The sequence below is a fragment of the Frateuria sp. genome, from assembly GCF_035944355.1.
Lineage (GTDB): Bacteria > Pseudomonadota > Gammaproteobacteria > Xanthomonadales > Rhodanobacteraceae > Frateuria_A.
Window position 1 is genome coordinate 1 of the sequence record NZ_DASZBH010000016.1, and the last position, 23,899, is coordinate 23,899.

At 68.8% G+C, this 23,899-nt stretch carries 23 protein-coding genes; 13 read left to right on the forward strand and 10 right to left on the reverse strand.

Annotated elements, in window-relative coordinates; translation table 11 throughout:
- Positions 1 to 336 precede the first annotated feature (336 nt).
- Entirely contained in the window at positions 337 to 1,548 is a 1,212-nt protein-coding gene (gene tyrS / locus VGU03_RS12920) for a tyrosine--tRNA ligase (RefSeq protein ID WP_327481142.1), read from the reverse strand.
- A 177-nt stretch (positions 1,549 to 1,725) separates the two neighbouring features.
- On the opposite strand from tyrS, the gene VGU03_RS12925 reads away from it, so the two are divergent.
- Both VGU03_RS12925 and VGU03_RS12930 read left to right on the forward strand, forming a co-directional pair.
- Positions 1,726 to 3,168, forward strand: a complete 1,443-nt coding sequence (locus VGU03_RS12925) for a M23 family metallopeptidase (protein WP_327481144.1) — start codon at positions 1,726 to 1,728, stop codon at positions 3,166 to 3,168.
- An 11-nt stretch (positions 3,169 to 3,179) separates the two neighbouring features.
- Positions 3,180 to 4,307, forward strand: coding sequence for an anhydro-N-acetylmuramic acid kinase (locus VGU03_RS12930; protein WP_327481146.1), 1,128 nt, complete (start codon positions 3,180 to 3,182; stop codon positions 4,305 to 4,307).
- A 21-nt stretch (positions 4,308 to 4,328) separates the two neighbouring features.
- On the opposite strand, the gene VGU03_RS12935 is transcribed toward VGU03_RS12930, so the two are convergent.
- From VGU03_RS12935 to VGU03_RS12945, 3 genes are all read right to left on the reverse strand, one after another.
- Positions 4,329 to 4,622, reverse strand: coding sequence for a hypothetical protein (locus VGU03_RS12935; RefSeq protein WP_327481148.1), 294 nt, complete (start codon positions 4,620 to 4,622; stop codon positions 4,329 to 4,331).
- Positions 4,623 to 4,745: 123 nt separating this feature from the next.
- The gene (locus VGU03_RS12940; protein WP_414655963.1) at positions 4,746 to 6,044 is read right to left on the reverse strand and encodes an AmpG family muropeptide MFS transporter; all 1,299 of its coding nucleotides are present in this window, start codon (positions 6,042 to 6,044) and stop codon (positions 4,746 to 4,748) included.
- Positions 6,034 to 6,804 (reverse strand): exodeoxyribonuclease III, encoded by a 771-nt coding sequence (locus VGU03_RS12945; protein ID WP_327481152.1) that lies wholly within the window; start codon positions 6,802 to 6,804, stop codon positions 6,034 to 6,036. Before VGU03_RS12945 ends, VGU03_RS12940 begins: the two co-directional genes overlap by 11 nt.
- Before the next feature lie 75 nt (positions 6,805 to 6,879).
- Between VGU03_RS12945 and pyrE the strand changes: the two genes are divergently transcribed.
- On the forward strand, positions 6,880 to 7,527 hold the full coding sequence (pyrE, locus tag VGU03_RS12950) for an orotate phosphoribosyltransferase (RefSeq protein WP_327481154.1): 648 nt from the start codon (positions 6,880 to 6,882) through the stop codon (positions 7,525 to 7,527).
- A gap of 109 nt (positions 7,528 to 7,636) precedes the next feature.
- Entirely contained in the window at positions 7,637 to 8,272 is a 636-nt protein-coding gene (locus VGU03_RS12955; protein WP_327481156.1) for a DUF4124 domain-containing protein, read from the forward strand.
- A gap of 74 nt (positions 8,273 to 8,346) precedes the next feature.
- Here VGU03_RS12955 and VGU03_RS12960 read toward each other — a convergent pair whose 3' ends face one another.
- From VGU03_RS12960 to coaBC, 3 genes are read right to left on the reverse strand one after another with little or no spacing between them, the layout of a single operon-like run.
- On the reverse strand, positions 8,347 to 10,635 hold the full coding sequence (locus tag VGU03_RS12960; protein ID WP_327481158.1) for a phosphomannomutase/phosphoglucomutase: 2,289 nt from the start codon (positions 10,633 to 10,635) through the stop codon (positions 8,347 to 8,349).
- A 24-nt stretch (positions 10,636 to 10,659) separates the two neighbouring features.
- Complete coding sequence (dut, locus tag VGU03_RS12965; protein ID WP_327481159.1) at positions 10,660 to 11,115, reverse strand: dUTP diphosphatase; 456 nt, start codon at positions 11,113 to 11,115, stop codon at positions 10,660 to 10,662.
- Positions 11,112 to 12,317, reverse strand: a complete 1,206-nt coding sequence (gene coaBC / locus VGU03_RS12970; RefSeq protein ID WP_327481161.1) for a bifunctional phosphopantothenoylcysteine decarboxylase/phosphopantothenate--cysteine ligase CoaBC — start codon at positions 12,315 to 12,317, stop codon at positions 11,112 to 11,114. The genes dut and coaBC overlap by 4 nt, the downstream gene beginning before the upstream one ends.
- 97 nt (positions 12,318 to 12,414) lie before the next feature.
- Between coaBC and radC the strand changes: the two genes are divergently transcribed.
- From radC to VGU03_RS12990, 4 genes are all read left to right on the forward strand, one after another.
- Entirely contained in the window at positions 12,415 to 13,086 is a 672-nt protein-coding gene (radC, locus tag VGU03_RS12975; protein ID WP_327481163.1) for a RadC family protein, read from the forward strand.
- A 448-nt stretch (positions 13,087 to 13,534) separates the two neighbouring features.
- Entirely contained in the window at positions 13,535 to 15,223 is a 1,689-nt protein-coding gene (gene argS, locus VGU03_RS12980) for an arginine--tRNA ligase (RefSeq protein WP_327481166.1), read from the forward strand.
- A complete protein-coding gene (locus VGU03_RS12985; RefSeq protein WP_327481168.1) occupies positions 15,223 to 15,918 on the forward strand; it encodes an SPOR domain-containing protein in 696 nt (231 codons plus the stop codon). The genes argS and VGU03_RS12985 overlap by 1 nt, the downstream gene beginning before the upstream one ends.
- A gap of 1 nt (position 15,919) precedes the next feature.
- Positions 15,920 to 16,672: an SDR family NAD(P)-dependent oxidoreductase gene (locus tag VGU03_RS12990; RefSeq protein WP_327481171.1), complete on the forward strand. Its 753-nt coding sequence runs from the start codon at positions 15,920 to 15,922 to the stop codon at positions 16,670 to 16,672.
- Between the two features lie 16 nt (positions 16,673 to 16,688).
- Here VGU03_RS12990 and VGU03_RS12995 read toward each other — a convergent pair whose 3' ends face one another.
- Positions 16,689 to 17,486, reverse strand: coding sequence for a 3-hydroxybutyrate dehydrogenase (locus VGU03_RS12995; protein ID WP_327481173.1), 798 nt, complete (start codon positions 17,484 to 17,486; stop codon positions 16,689 to 16,691).
- A gap of 90 nt (positions 17,487 to 17,576) precedes the next feature.
- Positions 17,577 to 19,457 carry a biosynthetic arginine decarboxylase gene (gene speA, locus VGU03_RS13000; RefSeq protein WP_327481175.1) on the reverse strand — a complete coding sequence of 627 codons (1,881 nt, stop codon included), beginning with the start codon at positions 19,455 to 19,457 and terminating at the stop codon, positions 17,577 to 17,579.
- A 254-nt stretch (positions 19,458 to 19,711) separates the two neighbouring features.
- Here speA and speE point away from each other — a divergent pair, with 254 nt between their 5' ends.
- Positions 19,712 to 20,563, forward strand: coding sequence for a polyamine aminopropyltransferase (gene speE / locus VGU03_RS13005; RefSeq protein WP_327481177.1), 852 nt, complete (start codon positions 19,712 to 19,714; stop codon positions 20,561 to 20,563).
- 61 nt (positions 20,564 to 20,624) lie between these two features.
- Here the strand turns inward: speE and VGU03_RS13010 are convergent, their stop codons facing one another.
- Positions 20,625 to 20,825 (reverse strand): antitermination protein NusB, encoded by a 201-nt coding sequence (locus VGU03_RS13010; protein WP_327473726.1) that lies wholly within the window; start codon positions 20,823 to 20,825, stop codon positions 20,625 to 20,627.
- Between the two features lie 54 nt (positions 20,826 to 20,879).
- Here VGU03_RS13010 and VGU03_RS13015 point away from each other — a divergent pair, with 54 nt between their 5' ends.
- From VGU03_RS13015 to VGU03_RS13030, 4 genes are all read left to right on the forward strand, one after another.
- Entirely contained in the window at positions 20,880 to 22,025 is a 1,146-nt protein-coding gene (locus tag VGU03_RS13015; protein ID WP_327481179.1) for a hypothetical protein, read from the forward strand.
- A gap of 119 nt (positions 22,026 to 22,144) precedes the next feature.
- Complete coding sequence (locus tag VGU03_RS13020) at positions 22,145 to 22,774, forward strand: ParA family protein (RefSeq protein ID WP_327481181.1); 630 nt, start codon at positions 22,145 to 22,147, stop codon at positions 22,772 to 22,774.
- A 12-nt stretch (positions 22,775 to 22,786) separates the two neighbouring features.
- Positions 22,787 to 23,260 carry a histidine phosphatase family protein gene (locus VGU03_RS13025; RefSeq protein WP_327481183.1) on the forward strand — a complete coding sequence of 158 codons (474 nt, stop codon included), beginning with the start codon at positions 22,787 to 22,789 and terminating at the stop codon, positions 23,258 to 23,260.
- Positions 23,260 to 23,814 (forward strand): YceI family protein, encoded by a 555-nt coding sequence (locus VGU03_RS13030; protein ID WP_327481185.1) that lies wholly within the window; start codon positions 23,260 to 23,262, stop codon positions 23,812 to 23,814. The genes VGU03_RS13025 and VGU03_RS13030 overlap by 1 nt, the downstream gene beginning before the upstream one ends.
- Positions 23,815 to 23,899 lie beyond the last annotated feature (85 nt).

The window sequence follows — 23,899 nt, forward strand, 5'->3', positions numbered from 1 at the left end:
AGCGTTGAACCCAACCGTAAACGTCAAGCTTTTAATTTGACTCTTAGGTTGGACGCTTGCATTGGTTGGACAGTCATCCAGCCACCGCAAGGCGCCCACACAAGTCACCTGCGCACACTGTCAAAGATCAATCACTTGCGATCTGTTCTTCAGATCGCCCCGAGACCTTTCGTCCCGGGTGAGCCGCCCATTCTACATCCCTTTCTCTGCCCGTCAACACCTTCGTGAGGATGTTTTCTACCGAGGGAGACGTCAGCCAAAGGGGGAGTGGACGACGGGCCGCGAATAATAAAGACGGCGTCTGCCGAAGGCAAGCGGACGCAACCTTTTCTGTGCTCAGCCGGCCACCAGCCTCACTCGCGCGAAGTTGCGCTTGCCGATCTGCAACACGCCTTCGAAGCCCGCGCCGAACGTGCGCAAGGCGTCCTCGACCACCTCGCCGTCGATACGCACCGCGCGCTCCTTGAGCTTGCGGTTCGCTTCCGAGTTGCTGCCGGCGAGCCCCGCGGCCGTGAGCAGCGCCGGCAGACGCAGGCCCTCCGCACTTACGGCGATATCGTTGCAGGGCAACAGCGAGGTGTCGCCTTCGCCACGCACCACGGCATGCCATCCGGCGATGGCCTGCTCGGCTGCAGCTGCATCGTGGAAGCGGGCCGCCAGTTCGCGCGCCAGGCGCAGCTTGGCGTCGCGCGGATTGAGTGCGCCGGCCGCGACCTCGTGCTTCATGCGCTCGAGTTCTTGCAGCGACACTTCGAAGCTGAGCAGCTCGAACCAGCGCCACATCAGCGCGTCGCCGATCTTCATCGTCTTGGTGACGATGTCGATGGCCGGCTCATCGATGCCAATGTAGTTGCCCAGCGACTTGGACATCTTGTGCACGCCGTCCAGGCCCTCGAGCAGCGGCATGGTCAGCACGATCTGTGGCGGCTGTCCGTGGTGCTCCTGCAGGGCGCGCCCCATCAGCAGGTTGAATTTCTGGTCGGTGCCGCCGAGCTCGACGTCGGCCTTCAGCGCCACCGAGTCGTAACCCTGAACCAGCGGATACAGGAACTCATGGATGGCGATGGGCTGCTGCGCGGCGTAGCGCTTGGCGAAATCGTCGCGCTCGAGCATGCGCGCGACGGTGTGCTGCGCGGCCAGCTTGATCATGTCGGCCGCGGACATCTTGCCGAACCATTCGTTGTTGAAGCGCACCTCGGTACGCTCGCGATCGAGCACCTTGTAGACCTGGCTCGCATAGGTCTGGGCGTTCTTCAGCACGTCCTCGCGGCTGAGCGGCTTGCGGGTGACGTTCTTGCCGGTGGGGTCGCCGATCATTCCGGTGAAGTCGCCGATCAGGAAGATCACCTGGTGCCCCAGGTCCTGGAACTGGCGCATCTTGTTGAGCAACACCGTATGGCCCAAGTGCAGGTCCGGCGCGGTGGGGTCGAAGCCGGCCTTGATACGCAGCGGCCGGCCGGTCTTCAGGCGCTCGCTCAGCTCCTCCTGCTTGATGATCTCGTCGGCACCGCGGGCAATCGTCGCCAGCGCCTGCTCAAGCTCGTTCATGGTGTCCTCTATCCACATCGGTTCGACGGCGGCAACGGGCCGCCGTTCACAAAATGGCGTTAATTGTGCGTTAATCAGAAAACCAGCGCAAATCCTTGAAAGGAAAGGCGTTGACGCCCTTTATACGCGGCCGCTAAGGTACGACGCCTGAGTACTTTGTAGCGCGGGGCAACGAGCATGGGTGAGGGCGAGCAGATCGCGCGGGCGGCGCGCAAGCAGGCTATCCGCCGCAAGGCGCAGCGCCGCCACATGCACTTTTACGAACGCTGCTCGCATTGGTCCTTCAGTCGTCACGGCGAAGCCGAGCCCATCAACTGGCATCGCGAGCGCTGGGTGCTGGCCGGCACGGCGCTGCTGCTGACCGCGCTGTCCGGTATCTTCCTGCCCGCCTGGGCCAGCGCGATGCGGCCCACGCCCGAACCGGCCGTGCATACGCTGCTTCCGCTCACCCTGCCCAAGGCAGACGTCACGACCTCGGCCGCCCCGGCGATGGAAGACTGGCGGGTGGTGCAGGTGCAACCTGGCCAGACGCTGTCGGACATCTTCAAGGATCAGGGCCTGAGCCTCACTGACCTGCAGCGCGTGATGGATGCGGCCGGCTCGGCCAGGAGCGCGTTCCACAATATCCGTCCGCACCAGGAGTTCGACTTCCTGCTGGGCGGGGACGGTAGCCTGCAGGGCATCCGCTTCGACAAGGACGACGCCAACCGCGCGGTCGTGCGCTTCAATGGCGAGCACTCCACGCTGGCGGTTCAACCGCGCGCGATGGAAACCCGCGAACACGTGGCGCACGGCGCCATCACCAGCTCGCTGTATGCAGCAGCGGCAAAGGCCGGCATGAGCCAGGCGATGGTCGGCAAGCTCGCCGACCTGTTCAAGTACGACATCGATTTCGTGCAGGATCTGCGCGAAGGCGACAGCTTCACGGTGATCTACGACGACGTCTACCGCGACGGCAGTTACTACGCCGAGGGCGACATCGTCGCCGCCGAGTTCGTCAACCAGGGGCGCCGCTACACGGCCTACCGCTACAAGAAGGACGACGGGCACTACGGCTGGTTCAGCGAGGACGGTCGCCCGATCCAGAAGTCGTTCCTGCGCATCCCGGTGGACTTCACCCGCATCTCCTCGACCTTCAGCGCCGCGCGCTTCCATCCGATTCTCGGCCGCATGCGCGCGCACAAGGGCGTCGATTACGCCGCGCCCACCGGTACTCCGATCCACGCCGCGGGCGATGGCGTGATCAAGTTCAAGGGCTGGATGAACGGCTACGGCAATTTCGTGGTGATCCAGCACAACGGCAGCATCAGCACCGCCTATGGCCACATGTCGCGCTTCGCCAACGAGCGCGTGGGCCAGCACGTCAGTCAGGGCCAGGTGATCGGCTACGTCGGCATGACCGGCCTGGCCACCGGGCCGCACCTGCACTACGAGTTCCGCGTGAACGGCACGCAACGCGATCCGCAGACGGTCACCCTGCCCAAGCCGCAACCCCTGCCGGCCGCGCAGCTGGCGCGCTTCGAGAGCCAGGTCGTGCGCCCGCAGCTGGCGCGCCTGAAGGCCATGGACGCCAGCATCAAGCTCGCCCAGCTCGGTTCGACGACGCGCAACGACGACTGACGGCCAGCGCCTTGCGTCATGACGATGCCTCGGCCCTCTATCTGGGCCTGATTTCCGGCACCAGCGCCGATGGCATCGACGCGGCCCTGGTTTCCTTCGAGCAGGGCATGCCGCGGCTGGTCGCGGCGCTCACGCACCCGTGGCCGGATGCATTGCGCGAACGAGTGCTCGCCGTCGCGCAGGATCTGGTGGCCTTCGACCTGGATGCCTATGGCCGGCTGGACGTTGCCGTCGGCCGCCACTTCGCCAGCGCCGCCCAAACCCTGCTCCAAGCCAGCGGCACGATGGCGTCGCAGGTGCGGGCCATCGGCTCGCACGGGCAAACCGTGCGGCATCGGCCTGGCGGCGAGGCGCCGTTCACCCTGCAACTGGGCGACCCGACGGTCATCGCCGAGCAGTGCGGCATCGACGTGGTGGCCGATTTCCGCCGCGCAGACGTGGCCGCCGGCGGCCAGGGCGCGCCGCTGCTGCCTGCCGTCCACGCCATGCTGCTCGGCCAGCCCGGGCGCACCCGCGTCGTGCTGAACCTGGGCGGCATCGCCAACATCACCGTGCTGGATGCCGGCGGCCAGGTGCTCGGCTTCGACACCGGACCGGCCAACGGCCTGATGGATGCCTGGTGCCTGCAACACCGCGGCGAGCCGTTCGATCGCGACGGCGCCTTCGCGGCCGCAGGCCGGGTCGATACGGCCTTGCTCGAGGCGTTGCTGGCCGATTCCTATTTCGCGCTCAGCCCGCCCAAGAGCACCGGCCGCGAGCACTTCCATCTTGCGTGGCTATTGCGTCAGCCGCGCGTGGCGACGCTGGCGCCGGCCGACGTCCAGGCCACCCTGCTGGAGCTGACGGCCTGCAGCGTGGCCGACGCGATCCGCACCCATGCGCCCGCTGCAGGCGATGTGCTGGCGTGCGGCGGCGGCGTGCACAATCCACGGCTGATGGAGCGGCTGGCTAGGTATCTCGAACCCAGCCGGCTGGCCAGCACCGCAACCTGCGGCATTGATCCGGACCACCTGGAGGCCACCGCGTTCGCTTGGCTCGCCCGCCAGCGCATCCTGGGCCTGCCAGGCAACCTGCCTACGGTGACCGGCGCGCGGGGTCGACGCGTGCTGGGCGCGCTCTATCTGGCGCCCCGGGAATGACCGGACGGATGTAGCCTGTGGCTAGCCCAGCGTGGACGCGTTGGCAGGCGCCAGCTGCGTGGGCCGCGTGAGGGAGAGCGCCTGCAGCGCCTCCTGGAAAACCGCCTTCTCGGCCAAGTCCCACTGCCCGCCCAGCACCAGGCTGTTCGGATCGAACAGCGTCTCGCTGGAGATCTGCCCTGCGGAGCTCAAGCCCAGGCCATGGCGCAAGGCGTGCAGTACGACGTCATTGATCGACCAATGACGATCCTTCGCGAGCGTCTTGATGCGCTCGGCCATCATGCTGTCGATATGGCGTATGACGAGATCCGGCACGTGCGTCGCTCCGTGTCGTGCATGCCAGGTGGCGAGGCATGGTGGCACAGAACCCGCGGCTTTGCAGTAGGCCGGGCGGCCAGTTCCGCCAAGACACGCATGAGCCGGCAAAACGGGGCGGGGCTAGGTGCCGGTCTGCTCGGTCGCACGCATGCGCCGCCACAGCAACGCGTAGAGCAGCATGGCCGGGATCAGCGCCACTACGGTAAGCGCGAAATACCCTGCGTAGCCGGCGGCCGTGGCGATGCCGCCGGCAAAAAAACCCAGGAGCTTGCCCGGCAGGTTCACCAGCGAGCTCAGCAGCGCATATTGGGTGGCGGTGTGCTGGCGATTGACCAGCATCGACAGGAACGCCACCGCTGGCGGGCCCAGCATGCCCAGGGTGAGGTTCTCCGCGGAAATCACCAGGGTCAACACCGCGACGTTGCCTGGATGCGGGATCAGCGTCAGGTAAAGCAGGTTGCTGCAGCCGCAGAGCACCGCCGTTGCGCCCAGCGAACGCCACGCACCCCAACGGGCCACCGCCGCGCCGCCGATGAATACGCCGACGATGCCGATCCAGACACCGTAGATCTTGGTGATCGCGCCTATCTCGGTCTTGGAGAACTGCATGTCCCGGTAGAACGGGCTCATGATGCCGCCGATCGTCGCCTGCTCAGGAATCTTGAACAGCAGGATGAACAAAAGGATCACGCCCGCCGCCGGCGCACCATAGCGGCGGAAGAAATCGGCGAACGGGTCGAGCACGCTCTCGCGCATGGCCGCGCGCCAGCTCGCCGGCCGTGCGCGCAGCACGTCCGGCTCACGCGCGAGCAGGGTGGTTGCCAAGGGAACGGCCATGGCGGCGGCCATGACCAGGTAGACCACGCGCCAGGGCAGGTGATCGGCCAGGATCAGCGCCACCGCGCCGGCCAGCAACAAGCCGATGCGATAGCCGAGCGCATAGGTGGCCACCAGCGCGCCCTGCGCTTCCACCGGCGCGATCTCGATGCGGTAGGCGTCGATCGCCACGTCCTGGGTGGCGCCGAAGAACGCCACCAGCAGCGTGGCGGCCACGAACGGCACCAGTTGCGCGGGCGTCAGCAACGCCATCGCCAGCAAGCCGGCGGCCACGCAGAGCTGGGCAAACAGCAGCCAGCCACGACGCTGACCCAGGCGTGCGAAACCCGGCAGCCGCCAGTGATCCAGCAACGGCGCCCACAGGAACTTGAAGGCGTAGGTCATGCCGGCGCTCGCGATCATGGTGATGTCGGCCAGCTTGATGCCGTTCTCCTTCAGCCAGTACGCCAGCGTGCCGGCGACCAGCAGGAAGGGCAGGCCCGAGGAAAAGCCCAGCAACGCCATTGTGCCCGCCGCCGGTTGCGCGAATGCGCGCCAGATCGATGGCTTGGGCGGCGCCGGGGCGCCCGGGTCAGTCGGCATAGTCGACCGTGTAGGGCGCGTGGTCGGAGAACCGCTGCTCGCGATAGACCGAGCAGCCGCGCATGCGCTCGCGCAAGCCGGGCGTGCAGACCTGGTAGTCGATGCGCCACCCCACGTTGTTCTCGCGCGCGCGGCCGCGGTTGGACCACCAGGTGTACTCGACCGCCTCGGGCTTGATCGCGCGGAAAGAGTCGACCCAGCCGCGGCTGTGGAACAGCAGGTCCAGCCAGGCGCGCTCCTGCGGCAGGCAGCCGGAGTTCTTCTGGTTGGAGGTCCAGTTCTTGATGTCGTTCCTGGTATGGACGATGTTCCAGTCGCCGCAGATCACGTAGTCGCGGCCGCTGTTGAGCCATTGATCGAAGATGGGCGTAAGGAAGTCCATCGCCTTGAACTTGAACTGCTGGCGCTCCTCTCCGGAGGAGCCCGACGGCACGTAGAGCGAAACCACGGAGAGGTTGCCGAAGCGCGCCTCGATGTAGCGCCCCTCGCAATCGAAGGGCTCCCAGCCCAATTCCGTGAGCACCGCGTCCGGTTCGCGGCGCGCGTAGATCGCCACGCCGCTGTAGCCCTTCTTGCAGGTCGCGTCGCGGTAGAAGCAGTGATGGCCGTCGGGACGGAACATCGCGTCGCCGAGCTGGTCCTCCTGCGCCTTGGTTTCCTGCAGGCAGACCACGTCGGCCTGCTGCGTGCGCAGCCAGTCGAAGACGCCCTTGCTGGCGGCCGAGCGGATGCCGTTGGCGTTGAGGGTTATGATTCTCATGCGGTGCGGCTCGTCGTGCGGGAAGCGATGGATAATAGCCACAAGCGCCCTCCGGCCGTCGACATGGAAACCCCCGTGCAACCCCATCAACGCGACTTCATCGAACTGGCCCTTTCACGCGACGTGCTGCGCTTTGGGGAATTCACCCTCAAGTCCGGCCGGCACAGCCCGTATTTCTTCAACCTCGGCAGGATCGACTCCGGCGCCGCGCTGGCGCGGCTGGGCGAGGCCTACGCCGAGGCGCTGGTGCGCTCGCAATTGCCCGTGGACATGCTCTTCGGTCCCGCCTACAAGGGCATCGCCTTGGCGGCGGCCGCCGCCATCGCGCTGGCCACGCGGCACGGCCGAGACCTGCCGTGGGCGTACAACCGCAAGGAAGCGAAGGACCACGGCGAGGGTGGCGTGCTGGTCGGAGCGCCGCTCAAGGGCCGCGTGCTGATCGTCGACGACGTGATGACCGCCGGCACCGCCGTGCGCGAGTCGCTCGCGCTGATTCGCGCCCAGGGCGCCACGCCGGCTGGCGTGCTGATCGCGCTCGATCGCCAGGAACGCGGCCAGGGCGAACTCTCCGCCGCACAAGAGGTGGCGCGCGACCACGGCATTCCGGTGGTCGCGATCACGGGCCTGGACGACGTGCTCGCCTATGCCGGCGAGCGGCCGGAGCTGGCGGCCGAGCACGCCCGCCTGCTCGATTACCGATCCCGCTACGGCGTGGACGCGTAAGCGCAGGCTGCCGTGGGGCGACCGGCGTCACACGCCCGGCCGCGGCCTTCATCCACGCTTTAGGCGGCATCGGCACGATGGCTATACTGGCCGCCAGGAGGGGTTACCCATGCGCAAGTTCGTTTACGCCGCCGCCATCGGCCTGGCGACGGTCCTGACCGCCCACGCCCAGGGCGCAGGCGTCCGCTACCACTGGCGCGACGGTCAGGGCCTCTCGCACTACAGCGACAGCCTCACTGCGGATGCGATGAAGTACGGCTACGACCTGGTCAATGACCAGGGCATGGTGGTGCGCCACGTCGAACGCCAGCTCAGCCCAGAGGAGCGCGCCGCGGCCGACAAGGTGACCGCCGAGCAGGCCGCCCGGACGCGTGAGGAAGACGCGCGCAAGCGCGCCGACCTGCAGATGCTCAACGCCTACGGCGACGAGGCGGCGCTGCGGCAGGCGCAGCAGGAAGCAATCGATTCCATCGACCAGCAGATCAGCACCACCCGCATCAACCTGCGCAGCCAGGAGAAGACCCTGGCCGACCTGCTCGGCCGTGCGGCCGAACTGGAGCGCGCCAAGAAGCCGGTGCCCAAGTACCTCACCGACAGCATCAGTGAGCAGCGCAACGTGGTGGCCAGCCAGCACGCCACGCTGGAGCGCCAGCAGGACCGCCGCGACGACGCCCAGAAGACGGCTGCGCAGCAGCTGGACCACTACCGCGCGCTGAAGAAGGCGCAGGAAGAACAGCGGCCTTAGCTAGCGCAACGCAAGGAGGCTGGCCCACCTTGCGATGGCTGCACGGGGCGGCTTCAGCCGCCCCGCCGGGTCACTCAGAACGGCAGCTTCAGGCCCGGGTCGACCAGGAACAGTTGCTCGCGGAAGGCCTGCTGGATCCGCTTGAGCGCCGCCGGGTTGTCCGCATCGAAGCGCAACACCAGCACCGGCGTGGTGTTGGAGGCGCGCACCAGGCCCCAGCCATCCGGCCAGTCCGCGCGAACGCCGTCGATGGTCACCAGTGTGGCGTCGCCGAAGCTGGCCTTCTCCTTGAACGTCTCGATGAAGCGATAGTGCTCGCCTTCCTTGAGCTCGATCTTCAGCTCGGGGGTGGACACGCCCTTCGGACACGTGGCAAAGATCTCCTCCGGCGTGCGTCCCTCCAGATCGCCGGCAAGGATCTCCAGCAGCCGCGCGCCGGCGTAGATGCCGTCGTCGAAGCCGTACCAGCGCTCCTTGAAGAAGAAGTGGCCGCTCATCTCGCCGGCGAGCTCGGCCTGCGTCTCGCGCATCTTGGCCTTGATCAGCGAGTGACCGGTGCGCCACATCAGCGGGCTGCCGCCGGCCTCCAGCACCTGGCCCTTGAGATGCCCGGTGCACTTGACGTCGTAGATGATCGTGGCGCCCGGCTGGCGCGAGAGCACGTCGCGCGCGAACAGCATCAGCAGGCGATCGGGGAAGATGATCTCGCCTTCGCGAGTCACCACGCCCAGGCGGTCGCCGTCGCCGTCGAAGGCCACGCCGATGTCCGCTCCGGTCTGGCGCACCGCGTGGATCAGGTCCTCCAGGTTGTGCGGATCGGACGGGTCGGGATGGTGATTGGGGAAGGTGCCGTCCACCTCGCAGTACAGCGGGATGATCTCGCAGCCGATGCCCTCGAGCACCTGCGGCGCCACCGCTCCGGGAATGCCGTTGCCGCAATCGACCACGACCTTGAGCCGACGCTCGGCCTGCACGTCGGAGGTGATCCGCTCGATGTAGTCGGGCACCACGTCGACGTGGCGCAAGCCGCCGTGGCCGCCATCCTCCAGCGCGCCGCTGGCGATGCGCCGGTACAGGTCCTGGATCGCGCCTTCGGACAGCGTCTCGCCGCCCACCACGATCTTGAAGCCGTTGTAGTCCGGCGGATTGTGGCTGCCGGTGACCGCCACGCCGCTGCCGGTGTTGAAGCGGTAGGCCGCGAAGTACACCACCGGCGTCGGCACTGCGCCGACGTCGATCACGTCGATGCCCGCTTCGCGCAGGCCGTCGGACAGCGCGCCGGCCAACTCGGGACCGGACAGCCGGCCATCGCGACCGACCACGATCTCGGACAGGCCCTTTTCGCGCATCAGCGTGCCGATCGACTGGCCCAGCAGGTGCGCCACCCGCGCGGTGAGCGTCTTGCCGACCACGCCGCGCACGTCGTAGGCGCGGAAGATGCTCGGATCGACCGCATCGGCGGGGCTGGCCGCGGGCGGCTTCGCCACGGGGCGCACCACCGGCGGAGCCGGTTGGGGCTTGGCTGGAGTGACGTCTGACACCATGATCTCCTTGGGTTGAATCTCTCGCTGCGCGGGCGCTCGGGTGCGCAGCCACAGCAGGTAAAGGCCGCCGACGATGCATGCCAGCGCCAGCAACGCCGCCAGCGGCCAGATGCGCGGCAGCACGATGAAGGCCGCCGGAAGCGCGGCGGCGACACTGAAATTGCTGCCCGGCACCGGCTTGGCATCATCCTCCAGCTGGGCCGACGCCACGCCGCGCGAGAGCAGGCTCAACGCACCGCGGTCGTCGCCCTGATGCAAATCGATGCGGCCGTTACCCGGCGCAATGGACTCGAATCGCCGTTGCAGCGGCGTGAATGGGAGTTCCACCCAGGCCCACGCCAGCGGGCGTGCCGCCGGGCCCATCGGCTGCACCACGCTCAACCGCCGCTGGCCGTGCGTGGTCACGGTCTGCACCGGCGGATTGCCATCGCTGGTCTGCGCCGCCATCAGCTGGGCCGCCTTGGCATAGCCGAACTCGCGGTAGTTGGCGTGCAGCACCTCGTCCAGGGCGGCGCTGTAGACCTCCACTTCCAGTGCCGCAGGCAGCCTGGCGCGCAGCGCAGCGGCGAGCTGCGCACGGTCGCCCTGCACGCCCACAGCGGCCGCCGCCTGGGCGATGCGGTTGTGCTCGTCCGCGATCTCGGCCGCCAGCGTCTGCACCGCCTGGTCCTGCGCCGCGTGCACCCGCGCCACCTGGCCGCTTTCACTGGCGATCAGCCAGGTCTGCCATGCGCAGAACAGGCCCAGCAGCAACAGCACGGTGCCGCCGGCCAGCGGCACCAGCCGAAGCGACGCATCTCCCGCGATCTTTCTTGCCATCTCGCCCCCGACTGCAGCCCGTCTTCAGTTGATGCCCGTCGAACCAAACCCCCCCGCGCCACGGGCGGACGGCGCGAACTGCGCCACCACGCGCAACCGCGCCTGCGCTACCGGTACCAGCAGCAGCTGCGCGATGCGGTCGCCCACGCCGATGGTGTACGGCGCGCCGGCACGATTCCAGCACGAAATCATCAGCGGCCCCTGGTAGTCGGCATCGATCACGCCGACCAGGTTGCCCATCACCAGCCCATGTTTGTGGCCCAGTCCCGAACGCGGCACGATCAGCGCGCACCAGTTGGGATCGCCGATGTGGATGGCGATGCCGCTGGGCACCAGCGCACTCTCGCCCGGCGCCAGGGTGAGCGGTGCATCGATGGCGGCACGCAGATCCATGCCGGCGCTGCCGGCGGTTGCCGCCTCGGGCAGGGGGATGGTATCGCCCAGTCGCGGGTCGAGGATCTTCAGCTCGACGTCGATCATGCGCGCGCGGCCCGATAGCGCTGCGCGATGCGCTCGACCAGCCGCGAGGCCAGTTCACGCTTGGAGGCACGCGGCAATTCCTCGCCGCCGCCCGGCCAATACAGGCTGAGCGCGTTGTCGTCGGCCTCGAAGCCCAGGCCCTCGCCGACGCGGTTGGCGGCAATCATGTCCAGTCCTTTACGGGCGAGTTTGTCCTGCGCGTAGGCCACGACGTCATGGGTTTCGGCAGCGAAGCCGACCAGGAACGGATGCGGCGTGGCGGCGGCCAGTTCCATCAGGATGTCCGGGTTCTCGGCCAGGTCCAGCACCAGCGGGGCGCCGTCGCGCTTCTTGAGCTTGCGCGACGCCACCTGGGCCGGGCGATAGTCGCCCACCGCTGCCGCGCCGACGTAGATATCCGCCGCCGCCGCCGCGCTGCGTACCGCCTCGTGCATCTGTGCGGCGCTGCGCACGTCGATGCGGCGAGCCACGCCCGCCGGCGTGGCCAGGCCGACCGGGCCGGCGACGAGCGTCACCTCGGCGCCGGCCGCAGCTGCCGCCTGCGCCACTGCGAACCCCATGCGCCCGGAACTGCGGTTTCCGATGAAGCGCACCGGATCGATGTCCTCGTAGGTCGGGCCTGCGCTCACCACCACGCGCAGCCCGGCCAGCGCGCCGCTCCCGAACGAAGCGGCGAGGGCGTCACGCAGTTCCAGCGGTTCGAGCATGCGGCCCGAACCGACGTCGCCGCAGGCCTGCTCGCCGGCGGCCGGGCCCAGCACCGTGACGCCGCGCGCGCGCAGCGTGGCCAGGTTGGCCTGCACGGCTGCATGCGCCCACATCTGCTGGTTCATCGCCGGCGCCACGAACAGCGGTGCGGCGCTGGCCAGGCACAACGTGGTCAGCAAGTCGTCGGCCTGGCCCTGGGCGAGGCGGGAAAGGATGTCGGCGCTGGCCGGCGCGATCAGCACCCGCTCGGCCCAGCGCGCCAGCTCGATGTGGCCCATCGCCGCCTCGGCGCCTTCGTCCCACAGCGATACGCGCACGGGTTCGCCGGACAGCGCCTGGAACGTCGTGGCGCCAACGAAGTGCGTGGCCGCTTCGGTCATCACCACGCGCACCTGCGCGCCCTGCTCGCGCAGTCGACGAACCAGTTCGCAGGACTTGTAGGCGGCGATACCCGCCGAGACGCCGAGCAGAAGGCGACGTTGGGCAAGACTCATGTAAGGCGGGCCTGACAATCGGGCGGAGCGCTAGCTTACCGGAATCGTCAGTCCGCTCTGCTGCCTGCGGTCGCACTCCGGCAGGCAGGATGGCCCGATGAGCATCCGTCACTGGCCCAGCGGTGAACGCCCCCGCGAAAAGCTGCTGCACAAAGGTAGCGCCCTGCTGTCCGACGCCGAGCTGCTGGCCGTGCTGCTGGGCAGTGGCGTACCCGGCAAGGACGCCATCGCGCTGGGCCGCGAGCTGCTGCAGCAGGCCGGCGGCCTGGGCGCCCTGCTCGGCCGCCCGGACCAGCCCTTGCGCAGTAGCGGCCTGGGTCCGGCCAAGCGCGCACGCCTCATGGCCGCACTGGAACTGGCCCGCCGCAGCCTGGCCGAACAGTTGCAGGCGCTGCCCAGCCTGGGCAGCCCGCGGGACAGCGGCGACTACCTTTCCGCCTGCCTGCGCCACCTGCCCTACGAAGTGTTCGGCTGCCTGTACCTGGACAACCGGCACCGCGTGCTCGCCTTCGAGGAACTCTTCCGCGGCACCGTGGACGGCGCCAGCGTGCACCCGCGGGAGGTAGTGCGCGCCTGCCTCAGGCACAACGCCTGCGCGGTGATCTTGGCCCACAACCATCCGAGCGGCACGGCCGAGCCCAGCGCCGCCGACCGCGCGATCACCCGCGAGCTGCGCGAGGCGCTGAAGTTGGTCGGCGTCCGCGTGCTCGACCACCTGGTGATCGGCCACGGCGCGCCGGTGTCGATGGCCGAACGAGGACTGTTGTAACCGACGGCACTGGCCTCGACACCGCCGCTCCGGCAAAAGAAAGGGCGGCACGCCGGGGAATGCGTGCCGCCCTGGATGCGCCCGGGGGAGAACGAGCGCCGGCGAAGCATGCCCCCCGCGTGTGACCGGAACATGACCGCCATCACACGACTTGACAGGCGCGAAAATAGCCCGCGCGACTTATGCACAGCTCGGCCTTATCGGACTTGCGGGGCCGAAGCTTCCTGAAAAGGTAAGACTTGCTTTGTAAGCCTATGTTTTAGAAGGGTTGTCCTCTTTACAAGCGCCCTACGGGGCCGATCGAATGGAAGATCCCGCCTTCGATCCGGTTTTTCCCCACAGAGTTATCCACAGCATTGTCCCCACCGGGCCCGACCAGGCCCCCGCGGGCCCCGCAAGGCGTGCCTCTGCTAGGATGGACGGTTCCCATCGACGCTGATTCCTCGCCGTGAAACAACCGCTGCGCGACCTGCTGCTGCAGGCCATCCGGAACCTACAGGACACTTCCGTCCTGCCTGCCGAACTCGAGATTCCGCCCTTCGTGGTGGAGCGTGCGCGCAGCCGCGAACATGGCGATTTCGCGACCAATGCCGCGATGCTGCTGGCCAAGCCGGCCCGCGCCAAGCCGCGCGAGCTGGCCGAGAAACTGGTCGGCGCGCTGCCGGCCAATACGCTGGTGGAAAGGATCGAGATCGCCGGCCCCGGCTTCGTCAATTTCTTCCTGAGCCCCGGCGCCTACCACGCGCAAGTGCAACGCATCTTCGCCGACGGCAAGGATTACGGCCGCGGCACCGCCGGCGCGGGCAAAACGGTCGGCGTGGAATTCGTCTCGGCCAACCCCACCGGCCCGTTGCACGTGGGCCATGGGCGCAACGCTGCGCTGGGCGACTGCATCGCCCGCCTGCTCGAGGCGACCGGCTGGAACGTCCGGCGCGAGTTCTACTACAACGACGCCGGCGTGCAGATCCAGAATCTGGCGATCTCCACCCAAGCGCGCGCGCGCGGCCTGGCCCCCGGCGACGCCGGCTGGCCGGAGGAGGGCTACCGCGGCGACTACATCGCCGACGTGGCCAAGGCCTACCTCGCCGGCGACAGCGTCACGGTCGAAGGCCACACGGTGACCGGCGCCAAGGATCCGGCCGATCTGGAGGCGATCCGGCATTTCGCCGTGGCCTACCTGCGCCGCGAGCAGAACCTGGACCTGAAAGCCTTCGGCGTCGGCTTCGACACCTTCTTCCTGGAATCGTCCCTCTACACCGACGGCAAGGTGGAGGAGACCGTGCGCGAACTCGTCGCCCACGGCCACACCTACGAGGAAGGCGGAGCGCTGTGGCTGCGCACCACCGATTTCGGCGACGACAAGGACCGCGTGATGCGCAAGTCCGACGGCACGTACACCTATTTCGTGCCGGACGTGGCCTATCACCTTTCAAAGTGGCAGCGCGGCTACGAGAAGGCGATCACCGTGCTCGGCTCGGACCACCACGGCTCGCTGGCGCGCGTGAAGGCCGGCCTGCAGGCGCTCGATGCCGGCATCCCCAAGGGCTATCCGGACTACATGCTTTACCAGATGGTCACCGTGATGCGCGGTGGCGAAGAGGTGAAGATCTCCAAGCGCGCCGGCAGCTACGTGACCCTGCGTGACCTGATCGACGAAGCCGGCCGCGATGCCACACGCTACTTCCTGATCTCGCGCAAGGCCGACTCGCAGCTGGTGTTCGACATCGACCTGGCCCGTTCGCAGAGCAACGACAACCCGGTCTATTACATCCAGTACGCCCACGCGCGGGTGTGCTCGGTGCTGCGCCAGGCCGGGGAGAAGGGCTTCAGCGTCGACCTCGACCAAGGATTGGCGGAGCTGGCGCGCCTGGACAACGAGCACGAGCAGATCCTGCTCACCGAACTGTCCAAGTACCCCGAGATCGTCGACGCCGCCGCCGCCAACCTCGAGCCGCACCTGCTCGCCGGCTGGCTACGCGAACTGGCCAATGCGTTCCACACCTACTACAACTCGCACCAGTTCCTGGTCGACGACGCCGCCCTGCGCAATGCGCGCCTGGCGCTGGTGGTGGCGACCCGGCAGGTGTTGAAGAATGGCCTGGGCCTGCTGGGCCTTTCCGCCCCGGAGAGCATGTAATGGCAGCACGCAAGGGCAAGGGCCGGCAGGCCGTGCGCAACCGCAAGGGCGGCTTTCCGGCCTGGGGGTGGGCGGTGATCGGCATCGCGGTCGGCGTGCTGGCGATGGTGGTGCTGACGCGCCATTCGCTGCTGCCGATGGCGCCCACCGGCCCGCAGCCGAATCCGCAGGCCACTGCGCAGGGCGGCGGCGACAAGGGCCTGGCGCCGGCCGAGAGCGCGCCGAAGAAGCCGCAGTACGACTTCTACTCGGTGCTGTCGGAGAAGGAGGTGCGCATCCCCGACGAGCAGATCAGTGCACAGGCGCGCGCCGAGCAGCAGCAGAAGCAGCAGGCCGCGCAGCAGGCGCAGGCCGCGGCCGCCGCGCAGCAACAGGCACCGGCCAACGCCAATGCGCCGGCCGCCGTCACCGAGAACATCCAGGCCGCGCCGCCGGCGGCGCTGCCGCCGCCCGCCGCCGGCAGCGGCTACCTGCTGCAGGTCGGCGCCTTCCCCAGCGCGGCCGACGCGGAGGCGCTGAAGGCCAAGCTCGCGTTGCAGGGCTTCGTCGCCAACGTGCAGGCGGTCAGCGTGGGCGGACAGACCTTCCATCGCGTGCGCTTGGGCCCGTTCCGCTCCGCCTCCGAGCTGGAGTCGACCAAGCAGCGCCTGGCCTCGGCCGGCATCAAGGCGATCGCGTTGAAGGAAGGCCGCTGAGATGAACATACGCACCGCCTGGATCAGCGGCGCCACGTCCGGCTTCGGCGCCGCGGCAGTGGAGCGTTTCGTGGCCGGCGGCTGGCGCGTCGTCGCCAGCGGCCGCCGCGCCGAGCGCCTGCAGGCGCTGGTCGACCGCCACGGCGCCGAAAGCGTGCATCCATTGGTCTTCGACATCCGCGACGAAGCCGCCATGCGCGCGGCCCACGCCAGCCTGCCGGCCGGGTTCGCCGGCATCGACCTGCTGGTCAACAACGCCGGCCTGGCGCTGGGCACGGCCCCCGCACAGCAGGCGGACCTGGCGCAGTGGCGGCAGATGATCGACACCAACGTCACCGCGCTGGTCACGCTGACCCGGCTGCTGCTGCCCACGCTGATCGAGCGGCGCGGCGCCATCGTCAACATCAGCTCGACGGCGAGCAGCTACCCCTACACCGGCGGCAACGTGTACGGCGGGACCAAGGCCTTCGTCTCGCAGTTTTCGCTGGGCCTGCGTTCGGATCTGCACGGCACCGGCGTGCGCGTCACCTCGGTGGAGCCTGGCATGGCGCAGACCGAATTCACGCTGGTGCGCACCGGCGGCGACCAGGCCGCCTCTGACAAGCTCTACGCCGGCGCGCACCCGATCACCGCGGGCGACATCGCCGAAACGCTGTGGTGGATCGCCAACCTGCCGGCCCACCTCAACGTCAATCGCATCGAACTGATGCCTACCAGCCAGTCGTTCGCCGGGTTCCAGGTACACCGCGACTGAGCCGCATCGAAGGCGGCTACTGCATGTGCCAGCCGTGGCTGACCAGCAGGCTCTGCCCGGTCAGCGCGGCGCTGGGGAAGGCGGCCAGGAACAGTGCGGTCTGCGCCACATCGTCCAAGGTGGTGAACACGCCGTCGACGGTGTGCTTGAGCATCACGCTGCGGACCACGTCCGCCTCGCTGATGCCCAGTTCCCTGGCCTGCTCGGGGATCTGCTTCTCCACCAGCGGCGTGCGCACGAAGCCGGGGCAGATCACGTGCGAGCGCACGTTGTGCGGCGCGCCCTCCTTGGCCAGCGTGCGGGCCAGGCCGAGCAGGCCGTGCTTGGCGGTGACGTAGGGCGCCTTCAGCACCGAAGCTTCGTGCGAATGCGCCGAGCCCATGTAGATCACGGTGCCGCCGCGGCTCTTGCCGCCGTCGTCCTTGTACATGTGCTTGAGCGCCGCGCGCGTGGTGAGGAAGGCGCCATCGAGGTGGATCGCCAGCATCTTCTTCCAGTCGGCGTAGGCAAAGCTCTCGATCGGGTTGACGATCTGCACGCCGGCGTTGGAGATCAGGACGTCCAGACATCCAAAGGCCCGCACCACCGCCTCGGTTCCGGCCTCGACCGCCTGCTCGTCGGTGACGTCCATGGCCACCCCCATGGCGCGCCCGCCGGCTGCCCTGATTGCCTCGGCGGTGGCCTCGGCGGCTTGCTGGTTGATGTCGGCGATCCCCACGGCGGCGCCTTCGCGGGCATACAGCTCCGCGATCGCCTTGCCGATGCCGCTGGCCGCGCCGGTGATGAGGGCTACCTTGCCTTCGAGCTGGGCCATGGCACGTCTCCGAGAGGGGGAGCCTGCGATTGTAGACCGGCCCTCGACGGGCGCCATCGGACCTCGGTGCAAGGTAACGCCGCCTGTGATTCAGCCGGCCAGATAGGTATAGGCGGTCAGTCCCGCGTCGAGGTCGCGGTACAGCGCGTCGGCCGCGCCGCCCTCGATACCGGCCGCCGCGATACGCTCGCGGTAGCTGCGGCGCAGCGCCGCCAGGTCGTAGCCGACGTAGTCGAGCATCAGGTCGGTGGTGTCGCCGCGGCGCACGTGGTCGAACACGTAACCGTCGCCGTCGGCGCGCACGTTGACCGCGTCGGTGTCGCCGAACAGGTTGTGGATGTCGCCCAGGGTCTCCTGGTAGGCGCCGACCATGAACAGGCCCAGGCAGTAGTCCTCGCCGGGCCGCGGGCGGTGCAGCGGCAGGCTCACGTCCACGCCCTCGGCATCGACGTAGTGGTCGATGCGGCCGTCCGAATCGCAGGTGAGGTCGACGATCACGCCGCGACGCGCCGGCGCCTCGTCCAGCCGCGTGATCGGCACGATCGGGAAGATCTGGTCGATCGCCCAGATGTCCGGCACCGACTCGAACACCGAGAAATTGAGGAAGTACTTGTCGACCAGCTTCTCGTCCAGTTCGTCCAGCAGCACGCGATGCGCGCGGTCGGCCGGCGAGAGCCGCGCGCGCACCGCGTTGGCGATCAGGTAGAACAGCTCGTCCAGCCGCGCGCGGTCGGCAAGGCCGAGCTGGCCCAGCGCGAACAGCGACTGCCCCTCGGCCAGGTGGTGCTGCGCCTCGTGGTAGAGCTCCAGCGGCGGGCGTTCGCCCAGCGCGGCATGCACTTCGCGCAGATGGCGCAGCACCGCCGGCTCCTGCGCCCGGGCCGTGGGCAGCGTGCCGGCCGGCACCTCCTCGACCTCGGTGACGTCGGACACCAGCACCGCATGGTGCGCGGTCATCGCGCGGCCGGCTTCGGTGAGGATGTGCGGGGCGGCCAGACCTTCCGCCGCCACCGCCTCGGCCAGCGACTGCACGATGGTCAGCGCGTACTGCTCCATCGAGTAGTTGATCGAATTGTGGCTGCGCGAGCGCGAGCCTTCATAGTCCACGCCCAGGCCGCCGCCGACGTCGACGATCTGAAGCGGCACGCCCATGCGCGACAGTTCCACGAAATAGCGCGTGGCCTCGCGCATGCCGTTGGCGATGTCGCGCACGTTGGAGATCTGCGAGCCCATGTGGAAGTGCTGCAGCTTGAGCGTGTGCTTCAGGCCGGCCTCCTCCAGCGTCGCCACCAGCTCCAGCACCTGCGCCGGCGACAGGCCGAACTTGCCCTTGTCGCCGCCGGTGTTCTGCCATTTGCCCGCGCCGATCGAAGCCAGCCGTACGCGTACGCCGAGCAGCGGCTCGACATCCAGCGCCCTGGCCTCGGCGATCACGTGCTCGAGCTCGGACAGCTTCTCGATCACGATGAAAACGCGCAGGCCCAGCTTGCGGCCGATCAGCGCAAGACGGACGTACTGGCGGTCCTTGTAGCCATTGCAGATCACGATCGAGCCGGGCCGCGCCAGCGCCAGCACCGCCATGAGCTCGGGCTTGGAACCGGCCTCCAGGCCGAAGCCCTCGCTGCCGGCGGCCACCAACTCCTGCACCACGCCGCGCTGCTGGTTGACCTTGATCGGGAAGACCGCGGTATAGCCGCCGGCATAGCCGGTCTCGCCGATCGCCCGGGCGAAGGCGCCCTGCATGCGGCGCAGGCGGTCGGCCAGGATCTCGGGAAAACGCACCAGAAGCGGCAGCCGCAGGCCCTGCGCGCGCGCCTGCTGGACGATCTGCGGCAGCGGCAGGGAAGGGCCGCCTGCGCCTTGCGGGCGCATCACGATCCGGCCGCCGGCATCGACGTCGACGTAGCCGTCGCTCCAGTAGGGCACGGCATAGAGCAGGCGGGCGTCGTCGACGGTCCAGGACGTGGACATGGCAAGGGTCTCCCAGGCAAACGGATCCATGCACGTCGCAGCGGCGAGCCTTGACGCATGCTCGAATCGAGCGAGGGCCCGCCGGCCGGAAGCCTCGCACGCCGCGGGGCCGGATGGGCTCGTGGGCGGCCGATGGCCGGCCCGGCGCCATTGTAGCGGCGCGGCGGTGACAGATGGTCAACGCGCACATTGCGCGCGCGCGGTTGCCGCTACAATGCCGCTCTTTTCACGTCTCCCAAGTGCAGGACAGCGCCATGTCGCAACTCAGCTGGTTCACCGAGGCCCACCAGACCTCCGGCTCCTCCATCGGTTTCCGCGTGGAGAAGCTGCTGCATGCGGAGAAGACGCCGTTCCAGACCATCGAGATCTACCAGACCACCGACTGGGGCAATCTCATGGTCATCGACGGCTGCGTGATGCTGACCAGCCGCGACAACTTTCTCTACCACGAGATGATGACCCATCCGGCGCTGTTCACCCACGCGCGCGCCAAGCGCGTGGTGATCATCGGCGGCGGCGATTGCGGCACGCTGCGCGAGGTGCTCAAGCACGAGGAAGTCGAGCACGCGGTGCAGGTGGAGATCGACGAGCGCGTGACGCGCCTGGCCGAGCAGCACTTCCCGGAGCTGTGCGAGTCCAACGGCGATCCGCGCGCGGAGCTCCTGTTCATCGACGGCATCAAGTACATGGCCGAGGCCGAGCCCGACTCGCTGGACCTCATCATCGTCGACTCGACCGATCCGGTGGGGCCGGCCGAGGGCCTGTTCAACGCCGCCTTCTACGCCAGCTGCCACAAGGCGCTGCGCCACGGCGGCATCCTGGTGCAGCAGAGCGAATCGCCGCTGGCGCACCTGGAACTGATCAAGTCGATGCGCTCGGCCATGCGCACCTCCGGCTTCTCCGCGGTCAAGACGCTGCCGTTCCCGCAACCGTGTTACCCGACCGGCTGGTGGAGCTGCACGATGGCGCGCAAGGGTGGGGACCTGTCCGGCTTCCGCGAGCGCGGCGCGCTCAGCAAGGGCTTCCCCACCCGCTACTACAACGCCGAGATCCACCGCGGCGCGCTGGCGCAGCCGGAGTTCATGCGCGAGGCGCTGGGGGACTGAAGCCGGGATTTGGCATTCGGGATCTGCAAGCGCGGCGCGTTGCCTTCCCGGATCCCCGTCCTCAGAACAGCTTCTGCCGCACCTTCGGCAACAGCACCAGCACCAGCGTGGCGAGCGGGCCGAACACCAGCGAGAGCAGGAACCACAGCAGGCCGCTGCGGTTCTTGCCTTGCGCCAGGCCCGCGTTGATGAGCGCCAGCGTGCCCCAGCCGACAAACCATGGCGCCGCCTGGACGTCGGCCAACCTCGAAAACTGATCCACGGCATCTCTCCGTCATTGGGCGGGCACGCGCCGGGTGCGCGTCGGGGAGCGGCCATGCTAACCATCCTTGCCCGCCAGCGCGCGCCGCGCCGCCAGGCGGATCAGGCTGGCTTAATCCTTGCCCGCTATGCTGCCCGCTTCAGCTCCAAGGAGAACGCGATGCCGGGACTGCGTCAACTGGCCCTCGTGCTGGCATGCGTGCTGGGTGCCTGCGCCCTGCCCGGCAACGTGCTGGCGAAGAAGTCCAAAGCCCGTCCCCAGCAGCAACAGCACACCGCCGCCTTGCTGGCCTTCCAGCGCGACCTGGTGAGCGTGCTGGCGCCGCGCGCCGATGCGCTGCCGCTGCTCGGCGCGGCGCTGCTGGCGCGTCCACTGTCTGGCCAGCCCAAGGCGAACGACTTCCACAGCCTGATCGAACGCGCGGCGGCCGCGCCGGGCCATGGTCCGGCGCAGCGCTGGATACAGCTGGCCGATTGCGACGCCAAGGCCGACGCCTGTCCCAACGCCCAGGCCCTCGCCTCGCTGCTGGAAGAGGCGCCGGACAACGCCGCCGTCTGGCTGCTCAAGCTCGGCCGGGACATGCACGACACCAAGCGCGAGGCCGCCCGCGCGGACCTTGCGCACGCGGCCCAGGCCAAGCTCTACGACGACTACACCGGCACCAGCCTGCAGGCCCTGGCCAACAGCGTGAGCGTGCTGCCGCCCCCCGCGGCCACGCTCGATCCGAAGGCCGGCGCCGGCGCGGCCGGCGTGCAGGCGATGCTCGTGTTCGGCGTCGCCGGCACGCAGCCGCAACCGGGCCTGCGTGCCGTGGCCGACCTGTGCCAGGACGCCGGCACCGACCAGCAGCTGAGTGCCGATTGCCGGCAGCTCGGCAAGACGCTCGAATGGGGGTCCAGTCCGTTGGCCCGATCGCTCGGCCTGCACCTGGGAGAAACCCTGGGCGACGAAGCCGAGCGCAACCAGGCCCGGCGCGAACGGCGCGACCTGGTCTGGCAGGTTCAGCAGTTCGCCCGGCTCGCCTCGCGCGTGCAGACCGACAAGGCCCAGGCCCAGCACCTGCTGTCGCTGGCGCGCAGCGGCGGCACCGAGATGAGCCTGGTGCTCTCGGCCTTGCGCGATGCCGGCGTGCCGACCGATGCCCCGGCCGACTGGGAGATGCACCCCGAAGGAAACGCGGCGCCGCCTGCGGGCACCTGAACTGCACGCGCTCCATCCCGTTCCCCGTTCCCCGTTCCCCGTTCCCCGTTCCCCGTTCCCTGTTCCCTGTTCCCCGTAACCAGCTACGCTTGCCCCACCTTTCCCAACGGGGGCGGCCGATGCTGACGGTGCTGGTGGCAAGCAGCAAGGGCGGATGCGGCAAGAGCACGCTGGTCACCCAGCTGGCCTCGCACTTCGCGCAGGAGGGCAAGCGCACGGCGATCGTGGACACCGACCGCCAGGGTTCGAGCTTCCGCTGGGCCGCGCTGCGGCCCGACGGCACACCGGGCGTACTGGGACTGGAAGGCCGCCGTGGCCTGCAGAAACTGCCGCCGGACACCGACCGCGTGCTGGTCGACACCCCCGCCGGCACCGGTGAGCGCGAGCTGGAGCCGCTGCTGGAGCAGGCCAGCGCCCTGCTGGTGCCGGTGCTGCCCTCCTCGTTCGACCTGCACGCGACGCTGGACTTTCTGCAGCGGCTCGCCGGCATCGCGCGGATCAAACGCGGCAAGCTGCCGGTGGCGCTCATCGGCAACCGCCTCAAGCCGTGGACCCACGCCAGCCAGGACGCACTGGCGCAACTGGCCGAGGATGCCCCCTTCCCGGTCGTCGCCGAATTGCGCGACAGCCAGGCCTACGTGCTGCTCACCGCCCTGGGCAAGGGCATCTTCGACTACCACTCCGAGCAGGTGCGCAGCCAGCAGCAGGACTGGCTGCCGCTGCTGCGCTGGCTCAAGCGCCAGCATTGAAGCGAGGCCGCCATGCAAGAACTGATTCTTTTGCGACATGCCGAGGCCCTGCCGGCATCCTCCGGCAGCGAGGACCTGGAACGCTCACTGAGCCCGCGCGGCGAACAGGAGGCGCTGGCCGCCGGCCGCTGGCTCGCCACGCACGGCGTGCGGCCGGACCGCCTGCTGTGCTCGCCGGCCCTGCGTGCAAGGCGCACCGCGGAGCTGGCCGCGAAGGCGGTCGCCCCTGACGGCGCGATCGGCCTGGCCGGGGAAATCTACGACGCCACCCCGGGCGAATTGCTCGCCCTGCTCGACCAGCACACCGACGCACGCTGCGTGCTGCTGGTAGGCCACAACCCCGGCATCGAGCGACTGGTCGCGCTGATGGTGGATGGCCGTTCGGACGAATTCCGCGGCATGCCGCCGGCCGGGCTGGCGGTGCTGCACCTGCAGGGCGTGCTGGAGCCGGGCAACGCCCGGCTGGATGCGTTCTGGTCGCCCTGATGCGCACCGCGGCCCTCGTCGCGCTGCTGGCCCTCGCGCCCGCGGTGTACGCGGCGCCGTCCCACCGGTGGCGCATCGAGAGTCCGCCCTCGCATGTGGATTTCGGCGTGCGGCTGCTGTGGCTGCACACCATCCACGGCCGCTTCGAGCGGCTCGACGGCGCGATCGAGCCGCTCGGCGACGGCCGCGTGGTGGTGGACGCGCGCGTTGCAGTGGACAGCCTGTCGATGGACTCGCAACACCTGCGCCGCTGGGTGTTGGCCGAGGAATTCTTCGACGCGGCGCGGTACCCGACCTTGCGCTTCGTCTCGGCACCGGTGCCGCGCACGGCGCTGGACGACGGTGGCGCGCTCGAAGGCCAGCTGACCTTGCGCGGAATCACCCGCCCGATGCGCTTCGAGCTGCTGCCCGCGCGCTGCACCGCCGACGCCTGCACGATCGAGGCACACGGCCGGTTGACGCGCAGTGAATTCGGCATGGCCGGCCACCGCGCCGTGCTGTCGGACCTCGTGGAGCTGGCGTTATCGATCGCGATCGCCCGCGCACCGCAATGAATGGCCGTGCGCCGCAGGCGGCCCCGCGTCGCACCCTGCCGTCGGCAAGGAATACCTGGCCTGCTGAACGGACGCGGCGTCTTGG